This is a genomic window from Candidatus Binataceae bacterium (genome assembly GCA_035308025.1).
Lineage (GTDB): Bacteria > Desulfobacterota > Binatia > Binatales > Binataceae > JAJPHI01.
Genome location: DATGHL010000033.1, coordinates 108,841 through 125,665, shown reverse-complemented (window position 1 = coordinate 125,665; position 16,825 = coordinate 108,841). Strand labels below are relative to the sequence as shown.

Here is a 16,825-nt window from a genome sequence, read left to right as displayed (position 1 = left end):
CCCGTCGGGCCAGCGCCGATCCATCAGGAATTGCTTGTAAGCGTCGCTCGTCGGGAAGGTTTCCATCAACTGCCGTAGGGTCATCATGGAAACAAGATTAGCAGCAATGGAATCTGTAGTCAAGTCCTTTAGACTTACCATGATTAGCGGGGGCGAACTCGATATCCTGGACGCCGCAAGGGGCTGAAACTCCCTTCGGGGGGTAGAGGCAGCCGCGTGTTAGATCCTGCGTCGTCTGCTGGCTCCAGCTAGCCATTCCATCAGTAGAGGAATATACATAGAAGGAGCCGAAGAGCAGATACTGAGAAACCGCAGGGTCGGTGGCTAGACCGGGGAAGAATATACGCTCACGCTTAGGAACGTCCAGGTGTTGGCGGAATCGGCCGAGTAGTAGAGACCGACGCCACCGAAAACTACCCCGCTTCCGTGGGTGCCCGGCTGAATGGTCAGTGTTTGATCGAAATCCGACTGAGAAAACGCGCTAGGATTCAAGCAGGAACCACTGGTGTCCGCGGTTCCGTCGATATAAACGACCAACTTGGGAGCTGTAAGAAGTTGACAGGGCACTTTCACTGACAGCCAAGTCGAGCCCGAATACCTGAAAAGCCCCAAGTAGCTACTTCCAGCGCTGGATCCCACCATTGCATAGGCGACGCCGTCGGCTGCCGCCAAGCCGATTCGGCCTACTGAGCCGTTAGTGATGCCGGGCAGTGTCGCGGCCGACCAGGTATTGCCAGAGTTCGTAGAAACGAAAACGCCGTAGTCGTGTACCGCGGCAAAGACGGTTCCTGTAGATGAATCGATAACGACGTCATCGGCGGGACACGGAGAGCTTGAGCCCGCGATCACACTCCGCCCAGTGCCGAGGGGGCATACTGAGTGAACGTGGAACCCCCGTCCGTGGAGCGCCAAAGGCCCCAGAACCCTCCAAAAGTCAGGCTCTTTACAGGACTGAGGCCAGCTCGATCGGTGCCCAATTCGGGAACTGCCGCTGCGTAAACGTACGGTGGAGAATGGCTGGTATCGATTGCTAGCCTCGTGAACCCCTCCTCTAGTTGGCTCGACGGAAGCATAAAGCCGCCCGGCTCGATCACTGTACCCGCGATTGACGACCAACTCGATCCTAAGTTAGCCGTGCTGAACAGCCCGTCTCCCCAAAACGAATCGCCACCGTTACCCTCGCCCGTTGCTAGAAATATGGTTGGCGGATTGGTCGTCGCATTCAGCGCCAAGGCGCCGACCGTCGTCTGCGGAAACCCTTGGCCGAACGTCGATGTGTCGAGGACGCCACTGATCCTGGTGAAGGTGTTGCCGCCGTCGCTACTCATCCATACACCCGCGCCGGCCGTTCCGACAAACAATCTTCCCGACGTGGTGGGATCGGCGGCAATGGCGGTAATACGCCCGGTTGCCGCAAACGGCTGTCCAATCTGGACTCCTCCGAAGTTGGCCGTAACGTTTTGGATTGGTTTAGGACCAATAAACTGCCAAGCCGGATTTGACACCAAGGCTGAACCGGCGAAGGCCACGCCTAACCAGAGCACGAATGCACCCGCGAAAGTTAAGACAATGAATGGACGATGGTTTTGCAACGTCTTTCCCCCTTTCGAACCTGCGCCTTCTTGACCTTGCTCCATCGCGAGCCTAGTTCGGATAATGTCCGCCGCGCGGGGCGCACGCTCCCTTGAACACCGGGTCGGACTTTGTCGTGTCGCAAAACTCGGAATACTTGCACTCAGCATCGGAGTTGCACCAGGCATTGGTGCGGCCACAGGTCCCGGACTGATAGCTAGAGGCCCACTCACACCTAGAGGCTCCCGGGCAGTCCTCGTCTCGGTTGCAACTCATGGCTTGCCCGACCGCTGGTGGATCGGCTGGCATCCTCGTCTCTCCCACGTTCACGCAGGTCCAGATGGTCTTTCCGTCGAGATCGCTGTAACCCCTCGTCGTTTGTCCGGGGGGACAGGTCGGCCCAATCTGGCCCGCGTTCGCCGTACCGAGGATGCAAGCGACAAGAACCGCAGCCATCAATACCGCGCGGCCAACATCCCCCGCGATTGCTGCACCTATGCGTCGCAGCGAGTCGCTCTGCATCCGACCGCTGCCCCTGCCGCGCCACGCTGAAAGATAACCACCGCCGTTAAAACTTCTGCCCATGTCAGAATTCTCCGACCGTGATCCTATCGCGCAACGTAACATTCAGGGGGGCGGCGCAAGGAAAAGCGATGCTCTTTAGGCAAAAATTATCCACAGGTCTCGACCGCGTCACAATTTGATGACCTGCAGCCCTCCTCTAACTGACTGTCGCCGCCGGCGATAAACGAAATCGCGCGGCGCTTTCTGTATCAACTTTCGTTGCGGCAGATAGGCGCTTGCCATAGGCTGAAGATGGCGGCAGGCGACGCCGACCTCTGATGCTGTTCACGACGCCCAATCTGCTAACGCTGAGCCGGATCGCAGCGGTCCCGGTGATCATCGTGCTGCTGCTGTATCCGGGACCCTCGCCCTCCGCTATCGCCGCGGCAGTGTTCCTGGTGGCGTCGCTAACCGATTTTCTCGACGGCTATATCGCACGCAATTACGACTCCGGCACGATGCTGGGGAAATTTCTCGATCCGATCGCCGACAAGCTCGTGGTAATGTCGGCATTGATCATGCTGGCGGGTATTCCGAGGACGCCGCGCGTACCGGCCTGGATCGTCGCTGTGCTGATGGCTCGCGAGGTGCTGATAACCGGCCTGCGTGCGATCGCCGCGGTGGAAGGGGAGATTATCGGCGCTGACGAACTCGGCAAGTACAAGATGGCGCTGCAATGTATCGCGCTCGAGGGGCTGCTGATTCATTACACCTACTGGCACGTCGATTTTTTCGCCGCCGGGATGCTGGTGTTGTGGCTTTCGCTGATCCTCAGCCTCTGGTCCGGGGTCGAGTACTTCGTCAAGGCCCGGGGGATCTTCGCCGGCGAGCAACGAATGCCTCGGCCGAAGCGCGCCGTCGCGCAATGAGCGGGGCGGTTCGATGAGCCGAGCAGTTTGACAGTGTCGCAAGGGACCGTTACAAACTTTGGTCTGCTCCAGCCATGCGGGGCGGGTGTAGCTCAGTTGGTAGAGCGCGTGCTTGCCAAGCACGAGGTCGTCGGTTCGAAACCGATCACCCGCTCCAGTCATTAGCCGTATTCCGCAAGAGACGCGCAGCGTTGCGCGGCGGCGGGTCAGGGTGAAGTCGGCTGACGATGACGCAGACGACGGGCGAATTTGACCGGTGCCTGCAGCCGCTCGACGCCGGAATAGAGCATTTCGTGATAATCCTTGGGCCGATGTTTCGACAGCAGCCCGAGGCTGAAAGTCTTCAGCCGGTCACTCAGAGGTGATGCGCTAGGTTCAAGCGGTGCGAAACCAAGACTGCGCAGAAAGTGGTTGGCCTGGAAGACCTTCGCGCGCGCGTTCAGTTCGCGCGTGCAGAACATTATGCTGACGGAGATTGACAGGTTCTCGCAGTTCTGAACCCAGTGTGGCGCCAGCGGCGGCTGATGGACGCCGATCCCCGGCGCCAGATGAAAACAGCGGCTTTTCACTCGCGACTCGTCGCGAAAGCTCGGAGCGTCAAAATCGTTAACGTAGAAGGCTTCAATTTCCCTTGCGCTCAGGATTTCGCGATCCGCGCCGTCGAGCAGATTGACGTTCTTTTCGCCTCGAATCTGCAGCAGGAAGTTATATTCGTGGTCGATGTGATAAGGCGTCGTAATCCCCGGAGAGCTCACGACAATCGTCATGCCCGACCAGGTTATTTCACATCGCAGCGGAACTCCGGAGAGAGCTTCGATGTCACACAGAATCGATTGCAGCAGGTCGGCGTAATCTTTGTCAGACTTTTCGACGCTTGACAGTTTGAGCCATAACGCGGCCCGTTCGATTTCAGTGATTGTGTCGCCCTGCAAGTCGTAGGCGGCCATCGTGCTGAACTTGGTTTGGGCCTCGGCGTTGTGCGCGTCCAGCAGAATCGACTTACCAGCATACGGCCCATGCACGACCTTCTCAGCGAGGCGTGCGAGCCGGTCGAGATCGAAGAGAGGATGATCAGCGAGGCGATGACCGAAGGAAAATGCCGAACGGCCTAAGCAGTCGCGAAAAACTGAATCATCGGACTCGATGACGCTCGTCATGGGCTACGTATAGCACTATTGATTTCACGTTTCCAGTGCTTGGCATACCCCACCGACGATCAATTAATCATGCCTTTAGGCTGGTATTGACGGATGTTACAGGTTAGCTTCGTCAATTCGACGTATCTCACCGATTTCCCAGCAGGCGCTGTCGCAGCCGGCTCACCATCCCGATTGAACGCCCCAGCCGATCGGCGCCCGAAAATATCAGCTCGTGGCGACTGCGGGGGCGGCGTTTCGAGAGCAATCGCATACCGGCGCTTTTCATGCGATCACTCAGGCGCGTCGCGTCGCGCAAGTGTGACCCCTCGGGCTCGCGCGGGCGCAGGCCGAGCCTGCGAATGAAGTGATTGGCCTGAAAGACTTTCGCGCGTGCGTTGAGAGTCCGAGTCGAGAAGATGAAGCTGGCGGAGATCGAGACGCAATCGCCGTTACGCACCCAATGCGGCGACAGCGGTAGAATATGCAGACCCGCGCCTGGGGTTAGCTGAAGCTGCGGTCTTTGTCCTGCGCTCCGTCATGCAGCGCGGGCGCGTCGAAATCATTCAGATAAAGCCTTCGATCTCGTGTTCGCTCAGGATGGAGCGGTCGGTGCCGTCAAAGAGGTGGACTTCTTTGATGCCCTGAACCTGCAAAAGCAGATTGAACTCGTGATCCATATGATACTGCAGCGCGATGAGTGGCGAGTCGAGCAGGATCGTCAGGGCCGACCATTCGATCTGCCGACGCAACGGTAACCCGCTCAGCGTTTCGGTTTCCTCGATTATCCGCTGCAGCAGATCAGCGTATTCCGGGTCCGCCTCGTCGACGCTGGTCATTTTCACCCACAAGCCTTCTGTGCGGATACTGCGGAAGGTTTCGAGCAATGGCGGCCGCTCACGCATATGGCCGAACTTCGATTCCCTCGAATTGTGATGCGCATTCATCAAGGCGAATTTCTCGGGATGCGGCCCGGCGAGCATCGTTTCGGCGAGACGCGCAAGCCGCTCGGCCGCACTCAGCGACACGTCGTTGGGAAGCACGGGCATCGCGCGCGGAGCTGAAGCATCGGCACCACCCTCGGCGGCGATTTGAGCGAAACTGTTCGCATAAAACACCCTCGGTCGCGCCTGCGCGTTGGTCGAAATGTTGAGAATCTTGCCCAGCTTAATTCCCATCGACGACGCGAGCGTCTGCGCTTTGCGCTGGGCATCTTCGGAGGCCTGGGCGATTGCCTCCTGGCTCGCCACGGTATTCGCCTCAAGCTGGAGTACGGGACCTAGCGCGTCCAGCGCCGGTGTTTTTACTGTGACGGTTGTGTTGCGTAGAGAAGACCTGTCGCGTAGGCTGCTGCGCCGCCTGTTGCGGTGTCTCCGGCTGCATGTTCAGTTCAGTAACGCTGGTCTCACCGTGACCCTGAAGTTTAGCTTTCAGCGCCTGCTCAACCCTCGCAACCTTGCGGGCGCCATCGTTAGCCGCTGCGATCGACGTCGAGCCTCGGCCAGACACTTCAAAAGTCGCCGAAGGCACTTGTACCACCTATCCTTGCCGCCTTTGGGCCATAAACGATGGCGCTGGTCAAGCCCGAACCGCGATCTTGCGGACCCACCTCCACCTCCTGCAACTCAACCTGCCGTAGTTTTGAAGCGCCCGCGGCGAGCCCGGCTTGAACCAGCGCCCCTAGCTCCTGCAGACTCGGAGTCGTCGCAGTCACCCCAGCGGTAAAGAGCCAGCCTCCAGACTCGGCCGAGATAGCTCCAGTGACTATCTGTTCTTCAGTGGGCATCAGGGCATAATTGCTGGTCTCGATATTAACTCATTGATCTTCTTGCTCTGGAGCTGGGGGCATTCCTCGCCGGTTGGCGCCTTGCTCTCGACCGTAAACGCGACCGTCATGAGGTCGGGCTTGGCCTTCGATTCGCCGTGTCCGTCCACCGTGATGGTCCGCGCTCCGGGCGCGATCGTTCCGGACGCGACCGTTCCGATCTGGCTGGAAGCGACCGTTCCGGTCTGGCCAGACGTGATTGATGCGTAACACAAAATCAGGCCCATGAGCAGGACCATTCCCCGACGACTCATGTTGCTCTCCTGGGTAGCGGCCCTACGCGACGATGCTGACGAGTTTGTTCGGGACGTAGATGACCTTTTTCGGCGGCTTGCCGTCGAGGTGCTTGCGCACCGCCTCGCTGTCGAGCGCCATCCCGCGCACGACGTCCTCGGCGGCGCCGGCCTCGACCACCAAGCGATCGCGGACCTTGCCGTTGACCTGCACGACGACGGTTACGGTCTCGTCACGCGTGAGTTCAGGATCATACTTCGGCCAGGCTTCGAGATGGATCGAGGTGGCATGGCCGAGCTCGCGCCAGAACTCCTCGACGATAAAGGGCGCGAGCGGCGCGAGCATCAGCACGTAACTCTCGACGGTGAAGCGGCCAAGCTCGGCGGGCGCGAGCTTCTGAATATAGTTGAGCTGTTCCATCAGGGTCGCGAGCGCGGTGTTGAAGCGCATCCGCTCGACGTGATCGGTGACTGTGCGCAGCGTCTTGTGGGCGCGGCGGAGAGTTTCGAGCGCGGGTGCGCCATCGGGACATCCAGCGGCGACATAGCGGCGGACCATGGTCCAGACGCGCGAAAGATAGCGCGCGGTGCCGAAGACGCCCTCTTCGTTCCAGTTGGTGGCCTCCTCGAAGGGCCCCATGAAGAGCTCCCAGAGCCGCAGCGCGTCGGCGCCATATTTTTCGACCATCGTGTCGGGCGTGACGACGTTGCCCTTGCTCTTGGACATCTTCTGGCCGTCTTCGGCCCAGATCATCCCCTGGTTGCGCAAGACCGGAAACGGCTCGATGAAATTGATGAGGCCGGCGTCGTACATCACCTTGGTCCACATCCGCGCGTAGAGGAGATGCATCACGGCGTGCTCGGCGCCGCCGACGTAGAGGTCCACCGGCAGCCAGTAATCGCCGGCGCGTTTCTCGAACGGCGCGGCGGCTTCATGCGGCGACGCGAAGCGCAGGAAGTACCAGGAGGAGCAGGCGAAGCCGTCGAGGGTATCGGTCTCGCGCTGGGCGTGACCGCCGCATTTCGGGCAGGTAGTGTTGACGAATTCGGGAACGTTGGCGAGCGGCGAGCGCCCCGTGCCTGAGGGCTGGTAATCGGTCATGTCGGGCAGCACGACGGGCAATTGATCGTCGGGGACCGCGACAATGCCGTCGCGCGCGCAGTAGATGATCGGAATGGGACAGCCCCAATAGCGCTGACGGGAGATCAGCCAGTCGCGCATCCGGTAGCTGACGGTGGCGCGGCCGAAGCTCTGCTCCTCGACATACTTGCAGACAGCGCGGAGCGCATCGGCGGTTTTCATGCCGTCGAGGAAGCCCGAATTGATCGCGACGCCGTAATCACTGAAGGCGCGATCGTCGGGGGCGGCGCTACCGTCGGCGGGGGCGGTGACGACCGGGATTTCGAGTCCGTACTTTTGCGCGAACTCGAAGTCGCGCTGATCCTCGCCCGGCGCGGCCATAATCGCGCCGGTGCCATAGCCCATCAGGACGTAGTCGGCGATCCAGATCGGCACGTCCTTGTTGGAAAAGGGATTGCGCGCGTAGGCCCCGGTGAAGACCCCGGTCTTTTCCTTGACGGTCGAGAGCCGTTCGATCTCGGTCTGACGCCGCGCCGCGGTGACGTAGGCCGCGACCTCTGCGCGTTGCGCAGGCGTCGTGATCTCGGCGACCAGCGGATGCTCAGGGGCGAGCACCATGAACGAGACGCCGAAGACGGTATCGGGACGCGTCGTGAAGAAACGGACTTCCTTGCCCGGATGCGCGCTGACGGCAAAGGCGATCTCGGCGCCCTCGGAACGGCCGATCCAGTTGCGCTGCATCAGCTTGATCGGCTCGGGCCAATCGATGCCGTCGAGGTCGGCGAGCAGGCGATCGGCGTATTCGGTGATTTTGAAGAACCACTGTTCGAGGTCTTTCTTGGTCACCGGAGTTTCGGTGTGTCGCCAGCAGCATCCGTTGACGACCTGCTCATTGGCGAGGATGGTGCGGCAGATTTCGCACCACCACTGCGAGCCCATCGCACGGTAGGCCAGCCCACGCTTGTAGAGCAGGAGGAAAAACCATTGGGTCCATTTGTAATATTCGGGAGTGGAGGAGTTGATTTCGCGGCGCCAGTCGTAGGCGCAGCCGGCTAACTTCAACTGACGCTTGAAGTTTGCGGCGTAGCGCGGAACGGTCTCCTTGGGATGGAGCTTTTTGAGGATCGCGTCGTTCTCGGCGGGCAGGCCGAAGGCGTCCCAACCCATCGCATGGAGGACGTTGAAGCCCGCCATCCGCTTGTAGCGGCCGATGACGTCGCAAGGGACGTAGTTGTGCAGGTGGCCGACGCTGAGGCCGTCGCCGGAGGGATAGGGAAACATTTCGAGGCCGTAGAATTTGGAGCGGCCGGGCTCTTCGCGCGTGCGATAGAGGTCGGTGCGCTCCCATTCGTCGCGCCACTTGGGCTCGATCATTTGCGGGTCGTAGCGTTCATCCATCGCCATGCTTCGTGATGCTCCAGTCGGAATCTTGAGTCGGCGTCGCTGACGCGCCCGCTCTGCTCGGCTCCGGCGGCGGCGCCAGCAGATCGAGTTTATCCTACTTCTTGCGGCAGATAGTGAGGCCGTCGGCGATCGGCAGCATCACGGCGTCAACGCGATCGTCGGCGGCGAGGAAATCGTTGAGCTCGCGGATCGCGCGGGTGTCGGCGGTCTGATTCGAGCGGTCGAGGACCGCGCCGCTCCAGAGCACATTGTCGATCAGAATCAGGCCGCCCGGGCGCGTGCGCGCCAGAATTTCCTCATAGTAAGCGCGATAGTTCGCTTTGTCGGCGTCGATAAAGGCGAAGTCGAAGCTCGATCGGGGCGGGAGGGCGCGAAGGGTTTCGAGCGCGGGGGCGAGCTTCAGCGTGATCCGATCGGCAACGCCGGCTCGGCGCCAATACTCACGCGCGAGCGCGGTCCACTCCTCGCTGACGTCGCAGCAAAGTAGATGGCCGTCGGGCGGCAGGGCCCGCGCGATGCAAATCGCGCTGTAGCCGGTGAAGGTCCCGATCTCGATCGCGGAGCGGACGCCGGTCGCGCGCGCCAACATCGTCATGAAGGCGCCCTGCTCGGGAGCAATCTGCATCCCGGCGGTGCGGCCGAGCCGGTGCGCGGTCTCGTCAGCCAACTCGGCGAGCAGCGGATCGCCGTTATGGCCATGCGCCAGGATGTAGTCGTAGAGTTGCGGATCGAGCGAGGTGAATTTGCCTTCGGCAGCCATGATCCGAGCCTAGCGCGTACGCCGATCGCTACAAACCCCGTCGCGGGGCGGCGCTTTCGCATAATAGTTCGCAGGCAAGCATTCGTAGTATATGGAGCGGCAGGGTCATTTCGACAAGGCCGCGGTGAAAAAATGAAAGAGCAACAAATCACTTTTCGCTCGGGCGAGCTCACGCTCGAAGGACTGCTCGCGATCCCGTCGGGAGCCGGAGCGGTGCGTGGTGGAGTCGTCTGTCATCCCCATCCGCTGTATGGCGGATCGATGTACAACAACGTCGTGGATGCAGCGCTGACGGCTATGTGGAACCTCGGATGGGCGACGCTGCGCTTCAATTTCCGCGGCGTCGGCGCGAGCGAGGGCGAACATGGCGGCGGCGCGGGCGAGGCCGCGGACGCGGCCGCGGCGGTGCAATTCCTGAGCGGCCATGCGGGCGTCGTGGTGACCGGCGCCGTGCTCGCGGGATACTCATTCGGTGCGATGGCGGCGGCGGCCGCCGCACCGTCGATCGATAATCTGGCGGCGCTCGCGCTGATCGCGCTGCCGCTCCGGATGGCGGATACGACGGCGCTTGAACGATTCAAACATCCGATCATCCTTGCCGCCGGCGACCGCGATGGCTACTGCCCGGTCGCGGAGCTCGAGACGCTCCATCGCGGACTGGGCGCGCGCTCGCAGCTCAAGGTTATCGCCGGCGCGGACCATTTTTTCGGCGGCTTCGAGGAGCAACTGACGAGCGCGCTCGAATCGATGCTGCATCGCGTTACGACCGCAAGCTGATCCCGTCGGAGGGTCTATGAACGTTGAATTCGCAACCAACGAACGAATCGCGATCGTGACAATCAATCGACCGGAGGTGCGCAATGCCGTCGATCAGTCGACCGCAGAGGCGCTCGCGGCGGCCTTCCGCAAATTCGACGCCGACGGCGGGCTCGACGTCGCGATACTGACCGGCGCCGGTGGTAATTTTTGCGCGGGCGCGGACTTGAAGGCAGTCTCCGGCGGACGCGGTAATCGGTTTGCGTTCGACGGCGATGGGCCGATGGGGTGCACGCGGATGCTGCTGAGCAAGCCGGTCGTCGCGGCGGTTGAAGGCTACGCCGTGGCCGGCGGGCTCGAACTGGCGCTCTGGTGCGACTTGCGGGTGGCGGCGCGCGAGGCGGTGTTCGGCGTGTTCTGCCGGCGCTTCGGGGTGCCGCTGATCGACGGCGGCACGATTCGGCTGCCGCGGCTGATCGGGATGAGCCATGCGCTCGATATGATCCTCACTGGCCGCGGCGTCGCGGGCGAGGAGGCGGCGCGCATCGGACTGGCGAACCGGCTGGTCGAGAACGGGACGGCGCTGACTTATGCGCTTGAGCTGGCGCGGGTGATCGCGGCCTTTCCGCCGAACGCGATGAAATCCGATCGGCGCTCAGCCTACGAGCAATGGGGGCTTCCGCTCGACGCGGCGATCAACCATGAGGCGCAGGTTGGGCTGGCGACGATTCGCTCGGGCGAGACCGTCGCGGGGGCGACGCGCTTCGCGCAAGGCGCCGGCCGCCACGGCAAGTTTTGATACCAACTAGGCGCCGTCAGCCGCGGCGCCGCCCGGTTGGTATCAAAGGCACTGTACGTCGACCATCACCTGCCGGCGTCTGAGCCCCTCCACTGCCAACCATTATGCTCCCGATACCAATGTCCGCGCCGTCCTTGATACCACTGGTCGCCCTGCGCGGCCCGCCATTGCCAACCGTTAGACTCCTGGTTCCAGCGCCCACGCTGGCCCTGATACCACTGGTCGTACCGGTCTTTTCGGTCTCCGCGGTCATTTTCGGCGACTCGGTCGTTTTGCGCGAGTTGCTCATTTTGGACAACTTGATTGTCGTTGAGGGAAGGTCCCTTCAGCGCAGTGGCGGAAGCCAGAGCAGCCCAGCCCGTCAGGGCGAGCGCAGCCCCTCCCAGTAAAGATATTACCTTCATCAGATCCTCCGATTTGTTCGGTCGATCCTGAGCGTGTCACGATTGACCCAGGCGAGATACCACGGCGTCACCCGCCTTGGTTATCCACAGAACAGTTTGCGGAGATCCTGCGCTCCAACTCACTTCGTTAGGACGGAGGAGCGTTCAGCGTCGCTTGCCAGATCGCGTAGAACGGGTCGCTCGGTTCGGACTTGGCCAGCGCGATGATCGCCGCGATGGTCGCGCGCACGTCGCCGTGATGCAGCCGCTCCAACGCCGCGAAGGTCTCGAGCTGATGAAAGTAGATCAGGTAGTTCAGTAAGACCGCGTTGTTGAGCTTGATCGTATCGAGGTCGAAACGTTCGAGTCCCGACAGTGACGGTTTCAGCTTCGCGTAATCGGCGTTGATCTGAGAAAACAGCTCGCCCCGGCGGGCCAGAATCTCTTCGCGCGGAAGGCCGCTGTCGTAGAGCCGCAGCAGGCGCGCCTCTTCATTTTGCAGAAACGCGCCGAACTTGAGATCGCTCTCGTAAACACCGCGCGCAGCGATCGCATCGGGCGACTCAGCGCCCTCGGTGTGCGAAAAAAATTCCAGCGCGCCACGGCTGCCGACCCATGTCGCCGCGGTCTCGTCGAACATGATGTCGCTGGCAAGGAAGTAGGTGCGATGGAACAGCTCGTGCGTGATGACCCCCGCCAACTCGACGCGATCGAGCGCGAGGAGACTCGAGAGCAGCGGATCGTTGAAGAAGCCGAGGCTCGAAAAGGCGATGGCCGAGCGGACGTAGGTATCGTAGCCGCGCGCCTCCAGCGCGGCGGCCTCGGCTTCGGCGGCCGACTTGTCGAAATAGCCGCGGTAGGGCACGTTGCCGACGATCGGAAACCACCAGGTGTAGGGCGTCAGCGAATCGCGCGGCGCCGCCATCACGACCCAGACGACGGCGCGCTGATCGACGTTCGTCACGGTCGCATACGCGCCGCCGACCCGCAGCCCGAGCTGATCCTCGTCGAACTTGCGCACGGCCAGCACCGTCTCGAGTTTCGCGCGAACGTCCGCCGTGAGATCGGGCTTGGCGAGCACCGTCGTGATCTGCTGCCGATGCCAGAGCAGGCGGCTCTCCTCGCACGCGGCGCGCGCCAAGTAGCCGATGTCGCATCCGCTGAGGATCGCGCTTAAGAGGAAAAGCGGCGCGAACCATGCACGACGGCCACGGCCTCGCGATCGCGAATGATGGAACGGGAGAAGGATCGGCATCGAGCGATGAGTCTAGCGGGTTCGCTCAGAGAAAAATCGCGGTTGTTTCGTCTTCGTCGGCTATATGATGGTGAAGCGCGGGCGGAGCCATCCACGCCTAGATCGATCGCCAGGAGGAACCATGAGTTTCACCGCAGAGACTGAGAAGTTTCGCTTCGGCGACGAGCTAGGCGGCGGCGTCAAGGGTAAGCGCGTGCTGATCACCGGTGCGGGCAAGGATGGCGGTTTGGGGCAGGCGTTTGCGCTCGCGGCCGGGCTCAACGGCGCGGCCAGCGTCGCCGTGCATTTCCATCAGAGCTATGCTGACGGCTTCGATCTGGTTGAAGCGCTACGCAAAGCCGGAGTCAACGCTTTTCCGGTGCAGGCGGACGTGACGAATCTCGGCGACCTTTGGGCCTCGCGCACCTATGTAATCGAACAGATGGGCGGGCTGCCACCGAACCTGTTGATCTGCAATTCGGGTCTGAGCGAAACCGGCTATACGCTGGGCCGCGCGCCGCGCACGATCGAGGGTGAGCCGCTGGCGGTGCGGCGGGCGCGCACCCGCCGCCACTTTATCGACAACCTCGGCGAGTCGCGGATGGTGCTCAACACCAAGATCGACGGCTTCCTCGCGCTGACGCATCTGTGGGCGGGCGAGGCGGTGCACTATCGGGAGCCGCTGCAGGTGGTTTACGTCTCGTCGCGTCAGGCGATCGATCCCGGCGCCGGGGTGCCGGGCTACGTGATCAGCAATTGGGGCGTCCTCGCGCTGCCGAAGCTGTTGCAGGTCAATCTCGGCCGCGACGCGGCGATGGTCACCGCGTCGTGCATCCTGCTGCCCTTCGTGCGCACCGGGATGACCGGCGAATACGCCGAAAATCCGAAGGTATTCGGCCGCTGGCAGCCGCGGATGCTCGAGCCGGACGAGGCTGCGCGCGCCTTTATGCAATTGCTGGCGCGCAGTCCGGAGGAGTTGCGACAGGGGCTGTTCGCACTAATGGTCGAGGGCGACGCCGACGCCATCAGCGTCAGGTGGAAGCAGATCGAACTCGAGGTGCGTGAAGCCGCGATCGCGTGGAGTCACAGCGCGCCACTGCGCTTCGCCGGCAAAGCCCCGGCAAAGAGCTAATCGTTCACGCTTCGAGAATACTGCGGGCCTCGTCGGGGGTCGCGACCTCGTGGCCCATCGCGCGGATCACCGTCGCGGCGCGCTCGACGATTTGCGGATTGCTGAGCTGTCCTTCGTGCGTGTACTGGTAATCCTCGAGCCCAACCCGAACGTGGCCGCCCAGGCTCACGATGAGCGGGACCATCGGCAGATTGTCACCGCCGAGCGTCGCCGCGAACCAGTTGGCGCGCACGCCCTTGAGCATATCGAGATAGGCCTCAAGACTCTTCAGAGACGGCGGCAAGCCGAAGGGCAGTTCCGGTCCGCCGAGATAAAACTTGAGCATCAGCGGCTCCGTCAGGATGCCCTGATCGAGAAACACGAGCGCGGCGCGCAGGAAACTCGGATCGAAAATCTGGAGCGTCGGGCGGAGGCCCAGCTCGCGCGACATCGTGAGGAAATAGCGAATCGTCGGGTAGGAGTTTTGATAGACGGTATCATCGCCGTGAAGCTTTTTTGTCGCGGGATCGTAGCCGACGAGATTCACCGAGCCCATGTCGCCGGCGCCGAAATCGGGCTTGGTCGCGGGATCCTTGGCGAGTTCGACGAAATGGCTGAAGCGCTTGGCCGCGTCGTCGCCCATCGGAAAGGTCGGCCAGAGCATCGCCTTACAGGCCGCACGCGAGCGCCGATAGACCTCGGCATAGTAGGGAACGTCATGGACCCACTTGCCGGTCTCGGGGTCGCGCACATGGAAGTGGATTATCGCCGCGCCCGCCTTGCAGGTCGCGATGGCGTCGTTGCCGATCTCTTCGGGCGAATAGCCGATGTGCGGATTCAGCTTTTTCGCCGCATTGCCGTTAATAGCCGCTTCGATGATCACCTTGGCCATGAGCGTTCCTCCGCTTCGGTCCGAATCCTAAGTACGTTCCCACGAGTCCGCCGGCCTTACCAGCGGACGACTTGCTCGTAGACCTTGGGCAGTTGGCGCGGGAGCGAGGTGATGTCCTCGATCACGAGATAGCGCGAGGGCGCGCACATCTGCCGCAGGTAATCGTGGCCGGTGCGATCGACCGTGATGCAAAACGGCAGCACGCCCGCCATCTCGAGTTCCTTCAGCGCTACCATCGTGTCCTGGATGCCGTAGGCGTTCGAGCGGCGATCGTGGCCGTAATCGAAATCCTGCGGGAAGCCGTCGCTCAGCAGGATGACATGCTTGGCGCGCGAGGCGACGTCCTTGAATTTCTCACGGACGTGGCGAATCGCAGCGCCCATGCGAGTCGAGCGCTTGGGCTCGACCGCGCCGACGCGGGCCTTAACCTCGTCCGAGAGCTCATGATCGAATTCCTTGATGACGTAAAACTCGACGTTGTCGCGGCCGTGGCCCGAGAAGCCCATGATCGCGTAGGCGTCGCCAATCTCTTCGAGCGCCTGCGCCATAATCACCAGCGCCTCCTTGTTGACGTCGATGATGCGGCGCGGCCGCTGCGGCTGATCGGGGCGATGCTGCCAGGCTTTGCTCCAGTCGTCGTCGGCGCCGGCGCCGTCGGCGGCAGCGCGGGGCGGATCGCGATGGATGGGCTCGTCGGTCGAGGCTGACATGTCGAGCAGGAAAAGCGTCGCGACGTCGCGCGCCTCTTTCTTGCGCGCCTTGTAGACGCGGCCGTCGGGAATTTCGCCCATCCGGCGCATCACGCGCGATTCGATCATGCGGTCGAAATCGAGTTCGTCGCCGTCCTCGAGGCCGCGCACCATCCGGTAGGATGCGGGCCGGATGCGCTGGAAGTTGCGCCGCACCTGGGGCAGCATCTCGGCATACTGGATCAGCGTGCGCTCGAAGAAATCACCGCCGTCGCCGTCGACCGCAATCTCGCGCAGATGGCACCAGTTGCGGCGGTAATCCGCGGCGACATAGTCCCATTCGTCGTAGGCGTAGTAGGAATCCTGACTGCGATTGCGGCCGAGCATCAGGCGGCCGGCGCCCGGGATGTTGCCGATCTCGCCGAGCTGCTCGCGCATCAGATCGAGCTCCTGCGCCTCCTTGTTCTTGAGCTGGGTGAGGTACATGCCTTCACCCTCGGCGCCGCCGCCGGCCTCGGCCGGTTTGAGCTTGACGCCCGCCTCGATCAGTTTGCGGATTTCTTCGGGGGAAAGCGGGCGGCTGCCCTTGCCCTTCGACGTGCGGCCCGAGGCGTCGAGCATGTTCTGCTGGTCGGTCTCACCGCCGGCATCGCCGACGTCGTCGCCGCCCATCGCCTCGTCGCCGCTCTCCGCGCCGCGCAAGGTGCCGAGGAGATCGTCACGCATGTTCGTGGCGCCCTCGCCGAGCGAGTCGGTGTCGCCCGCCGCCATCGCCGCCGCGAACATCGCTTGCAGCCAGCCGTACATTGCGCCGGTGGCGAGCGCACTTTGAGTCACGGTCGCACCCTCTTCGCGCAGAGGCGAGAAAAATTCCCCAGCGCGACGGATAAAGCTGTTCGAGGGATCCGCGGTTATCACGCCGAGTCCGAGCGACGCCCGCACCAGCATCGTGCTGAGCGCGAAGGGGCGCAGATGCTCGGCCAGCGCGGCATTCATCCGCGTGATGCGCGGCGCGAGGCCGCGGTAACGCCGCGCCAATTCGACATCGATCCGCGCCGACTCGCACAGACGCATCAGCGCGCCCGCCAGCCCCGGATCGTCGAATGAGGAGACATAGCCGTCGAGCGCCTCGACGCCGGTCTCGCCGCGCTCCTCGAAGCCGGGGATATCGGCGAGGCGGAACGTGAAGGTGCCGAACTCATGCCGCGCCGCAAGATGGCTTGCCGTCAACACATAATAATCGCGCGCCATCTTGTCGTCGCCGATTCCGGTAATCATGTCCGGCAGATAGATCATCTCGCCCGGCATCAGCGGATAATGGAACGGCAGGACGGGACCGGTATTGGGCAGCGAGTCGATGCGGAACTCCAGCGGGAAGAGCATCCGCATGAACTTCGTCAGCATCCCTTTGACGCGAAAAAGCTCGTGACTGTCGGTCGATTCAATGGCCATTGCAGTCATACTGGCAAATCGCGGCGTCTCGGCGCAATTTGCGCCGGCTCGCGATTTTCCTGCTT

The 16,825-nt window shown here is 62.3% G+C and carries 13 protein-coding genes, 1 tRNA gene and 1 pseudogene; 5 read left to right on the top strand and 10 right to left on the bottom strand.

Annotated features, from left to right (window positions below):
* Positions 1–845: 845 nt before the first annotated feature.
* Positions 846–1,637: a hypothetical protein gene (locus tag VKS22_10940; GenBank protein HLW71122.1), complete on the bottom strand. Its 792-nt coding sequence runs from the start codon at positions 1,635–1,637 to the stop codon at positions 846–848.
* A gap of 777 nt (positions 1,638–2,414) precedes the next feature.
* On the opposite strand from VKS22_10940, the gene pgsA reads away from it, so the two are divergent.
* Positions 2,415–3,005, top strand: coding sequence for a CDP-diacylglycerol--glycerol-3-phosphate 3-phosphatidyltransferase (gene pgsA, locus VKS22_10935; protein HLW71121.1), 591 nt, complete (start codon positions 2,415–2,417; stop codon positions 3,003–3,005).
* Positions 3,006–3,086: 81 nt separating this feature from the next.
* A tRNA-Gly gene (locus VKS22_10930) sits at positions 3,087–3,162 on the top strand.
* 49 nt (positions 3,163–3,211) lie between these two features.
* Here the strand turns inward: VKS22_10930 and VKS22_10925 are convergent.
* From VKS22_10925 to VKS22_10900, 6 genes and pseudogenes are all read right to left on the bottom strand, one after another.
* Positions 3,212–4,162: a hypothetical protein gene (locus VKS22_10925; protein ID HLW71120.1), complete on the bottom strand. Its 951-nt coding sequence runs from the start codon at positions 4,160–4,162 to the stop codon at positions 3,212–3,214.
* 545 nt (positions 4,163–4,707) lie between these two features.
* Positions 4,708–5,445, bottom strand: a pseudogene (locus tag VKS22_10920) (SIMPL domain-containing protein).
* A 206-nt stretch (positions 5,446–5,651) separates the two neighbouring features.
* Positions 5,652–5,927, bottom strand: coding sequence for a hypothetical protein (locus VKS22_10915; protein ID HLW71119.1), 276 nt, complete (start codon positions 5,925–5,927; stop codon positions 5,652–5,654).
* Complete coding sequence (locus VKS22_10910; GenBank protein ID HLW71118.1) at positions 5,927–6,220, bottom strand: SIMPL domain-containing protein; 294 nt, start codon at positions 6,218–6,220, stop codon at positions 5,927–5,929. Before VKS22_10910 ends, VKS22_10915 begins: the two co-directional genes overlap by 1 nt.
* 22 nt (positions 6,221–6,242) lie before the next feature.
* Positions 6,243–8,684, bottom strand: coding sequence for a leucine--tRNA ligase (leuS, locus tag VKS22_10905; GenBank protein ID HLW71117.1), 2,442 nt, complete (start codon positions 8,682–8,684; stop codon positions 6,243–6,245).
* A gap of 94 nt (positions 8,685–8,778) precedes the next feature.
* Complete coding sequence (locus VKS22_10900; protein HLW71116.1) at positions 8,779–9,444, bottom strand: O-methyltransferase; 666 nt, start codon at positions 9,442–9,444, stop codon at positions 8,779–8,781.
* Positions 9,445–9,576: 132 nt separating this feature from the next.
* Here VKS22_10900 and VKS22_10895 point away from each other — a divergent pair, with 132 nt between their 5' ends.
* Positions 9,577–10,221, top strand: a complete 645-nt coding sequence (locus VKS22_10895; GenBank protein HLW71115.1) for an alpha/beta family hydrolase — start codon at positions 9,577–9,579, stop codon at positions 10,219–10,221.
* Between the two features lie 16 nt (positions 10,222–10,237).
* On the top strand, positions 10,238–10,999 hold the full coding sequence (locus VKS22_10890) for a crotonase/enoyl-CoA hydratase family protein (GenBank protein HLW71114.1): 762 nt from the start codon (positions 10,238–10,240) through the stop codon (positions 10,997–10,999).
* A 531-nt stretch (positions 11,000–11,530) separates the two neighbouring features.
* Here VKS22_10890 and VKS22_10885 read toward each other — a convergent pair.
* On the bottom strand, positions 11,531–12,637 hold the full coding sequence (locus tag VKS22_10885; GenBank protein ID HLW71113.1) for an aminopeptidase: 1,107 nt from the start codon (positions 12,635–12,637) through the stop codon (positions 11,531–11,533).
* Positions 12,638–12,758: 121 nt separating this feature from the next.
* Between VKS22_10885 and VKS22_10880 the strand changes: the two genes are divergently transcribed.
* Entirely contained in the window at positions 12,759–13,748 is a 990-nt protein-coding gene (locus tag VKS22_10880; GenBank protein HLW71112.1) for an SDR family oxidoreductase, read from the top strand.
* 4 nt (positions 13,749–13,752) lie between these two features.
* Here the strand turns inward: VKS22_10880 and VKS22_10875 are convergent, their stop codons facing one another.
* Together VKS22_10875 and VKS22_10870 are read right to left on the bottom strand one after the other, a co-directional pair.
* Complete coding sequence (locus VKS22_10875) at positions 13,753–14,619, bottom strand: 3-keto-5-aminohexanoate cleavage protein (protein HLW71111.1); 867 nt, start codon at positions 14,617–14,619, stop codon at positions 13,753–13,755.
* A gap of 56 nt (positions 14,620–14,675) precedes the next feature.
* Positions 14,676–16,760 carry a VWA domain-containing protein gene (locus tag VKS22_10870; protein HLW71110.1) on the bottom strand — a complete coding sequence of 695 codons (2,085 nt, stop codon included), beginning with the start codon at positions 16,758–16,760 and terminating at the stop codon, positions 14,676–14,678.
* Between the last annotated feature and the right edge of the window lie 65 nt (positions 16,761–16,825).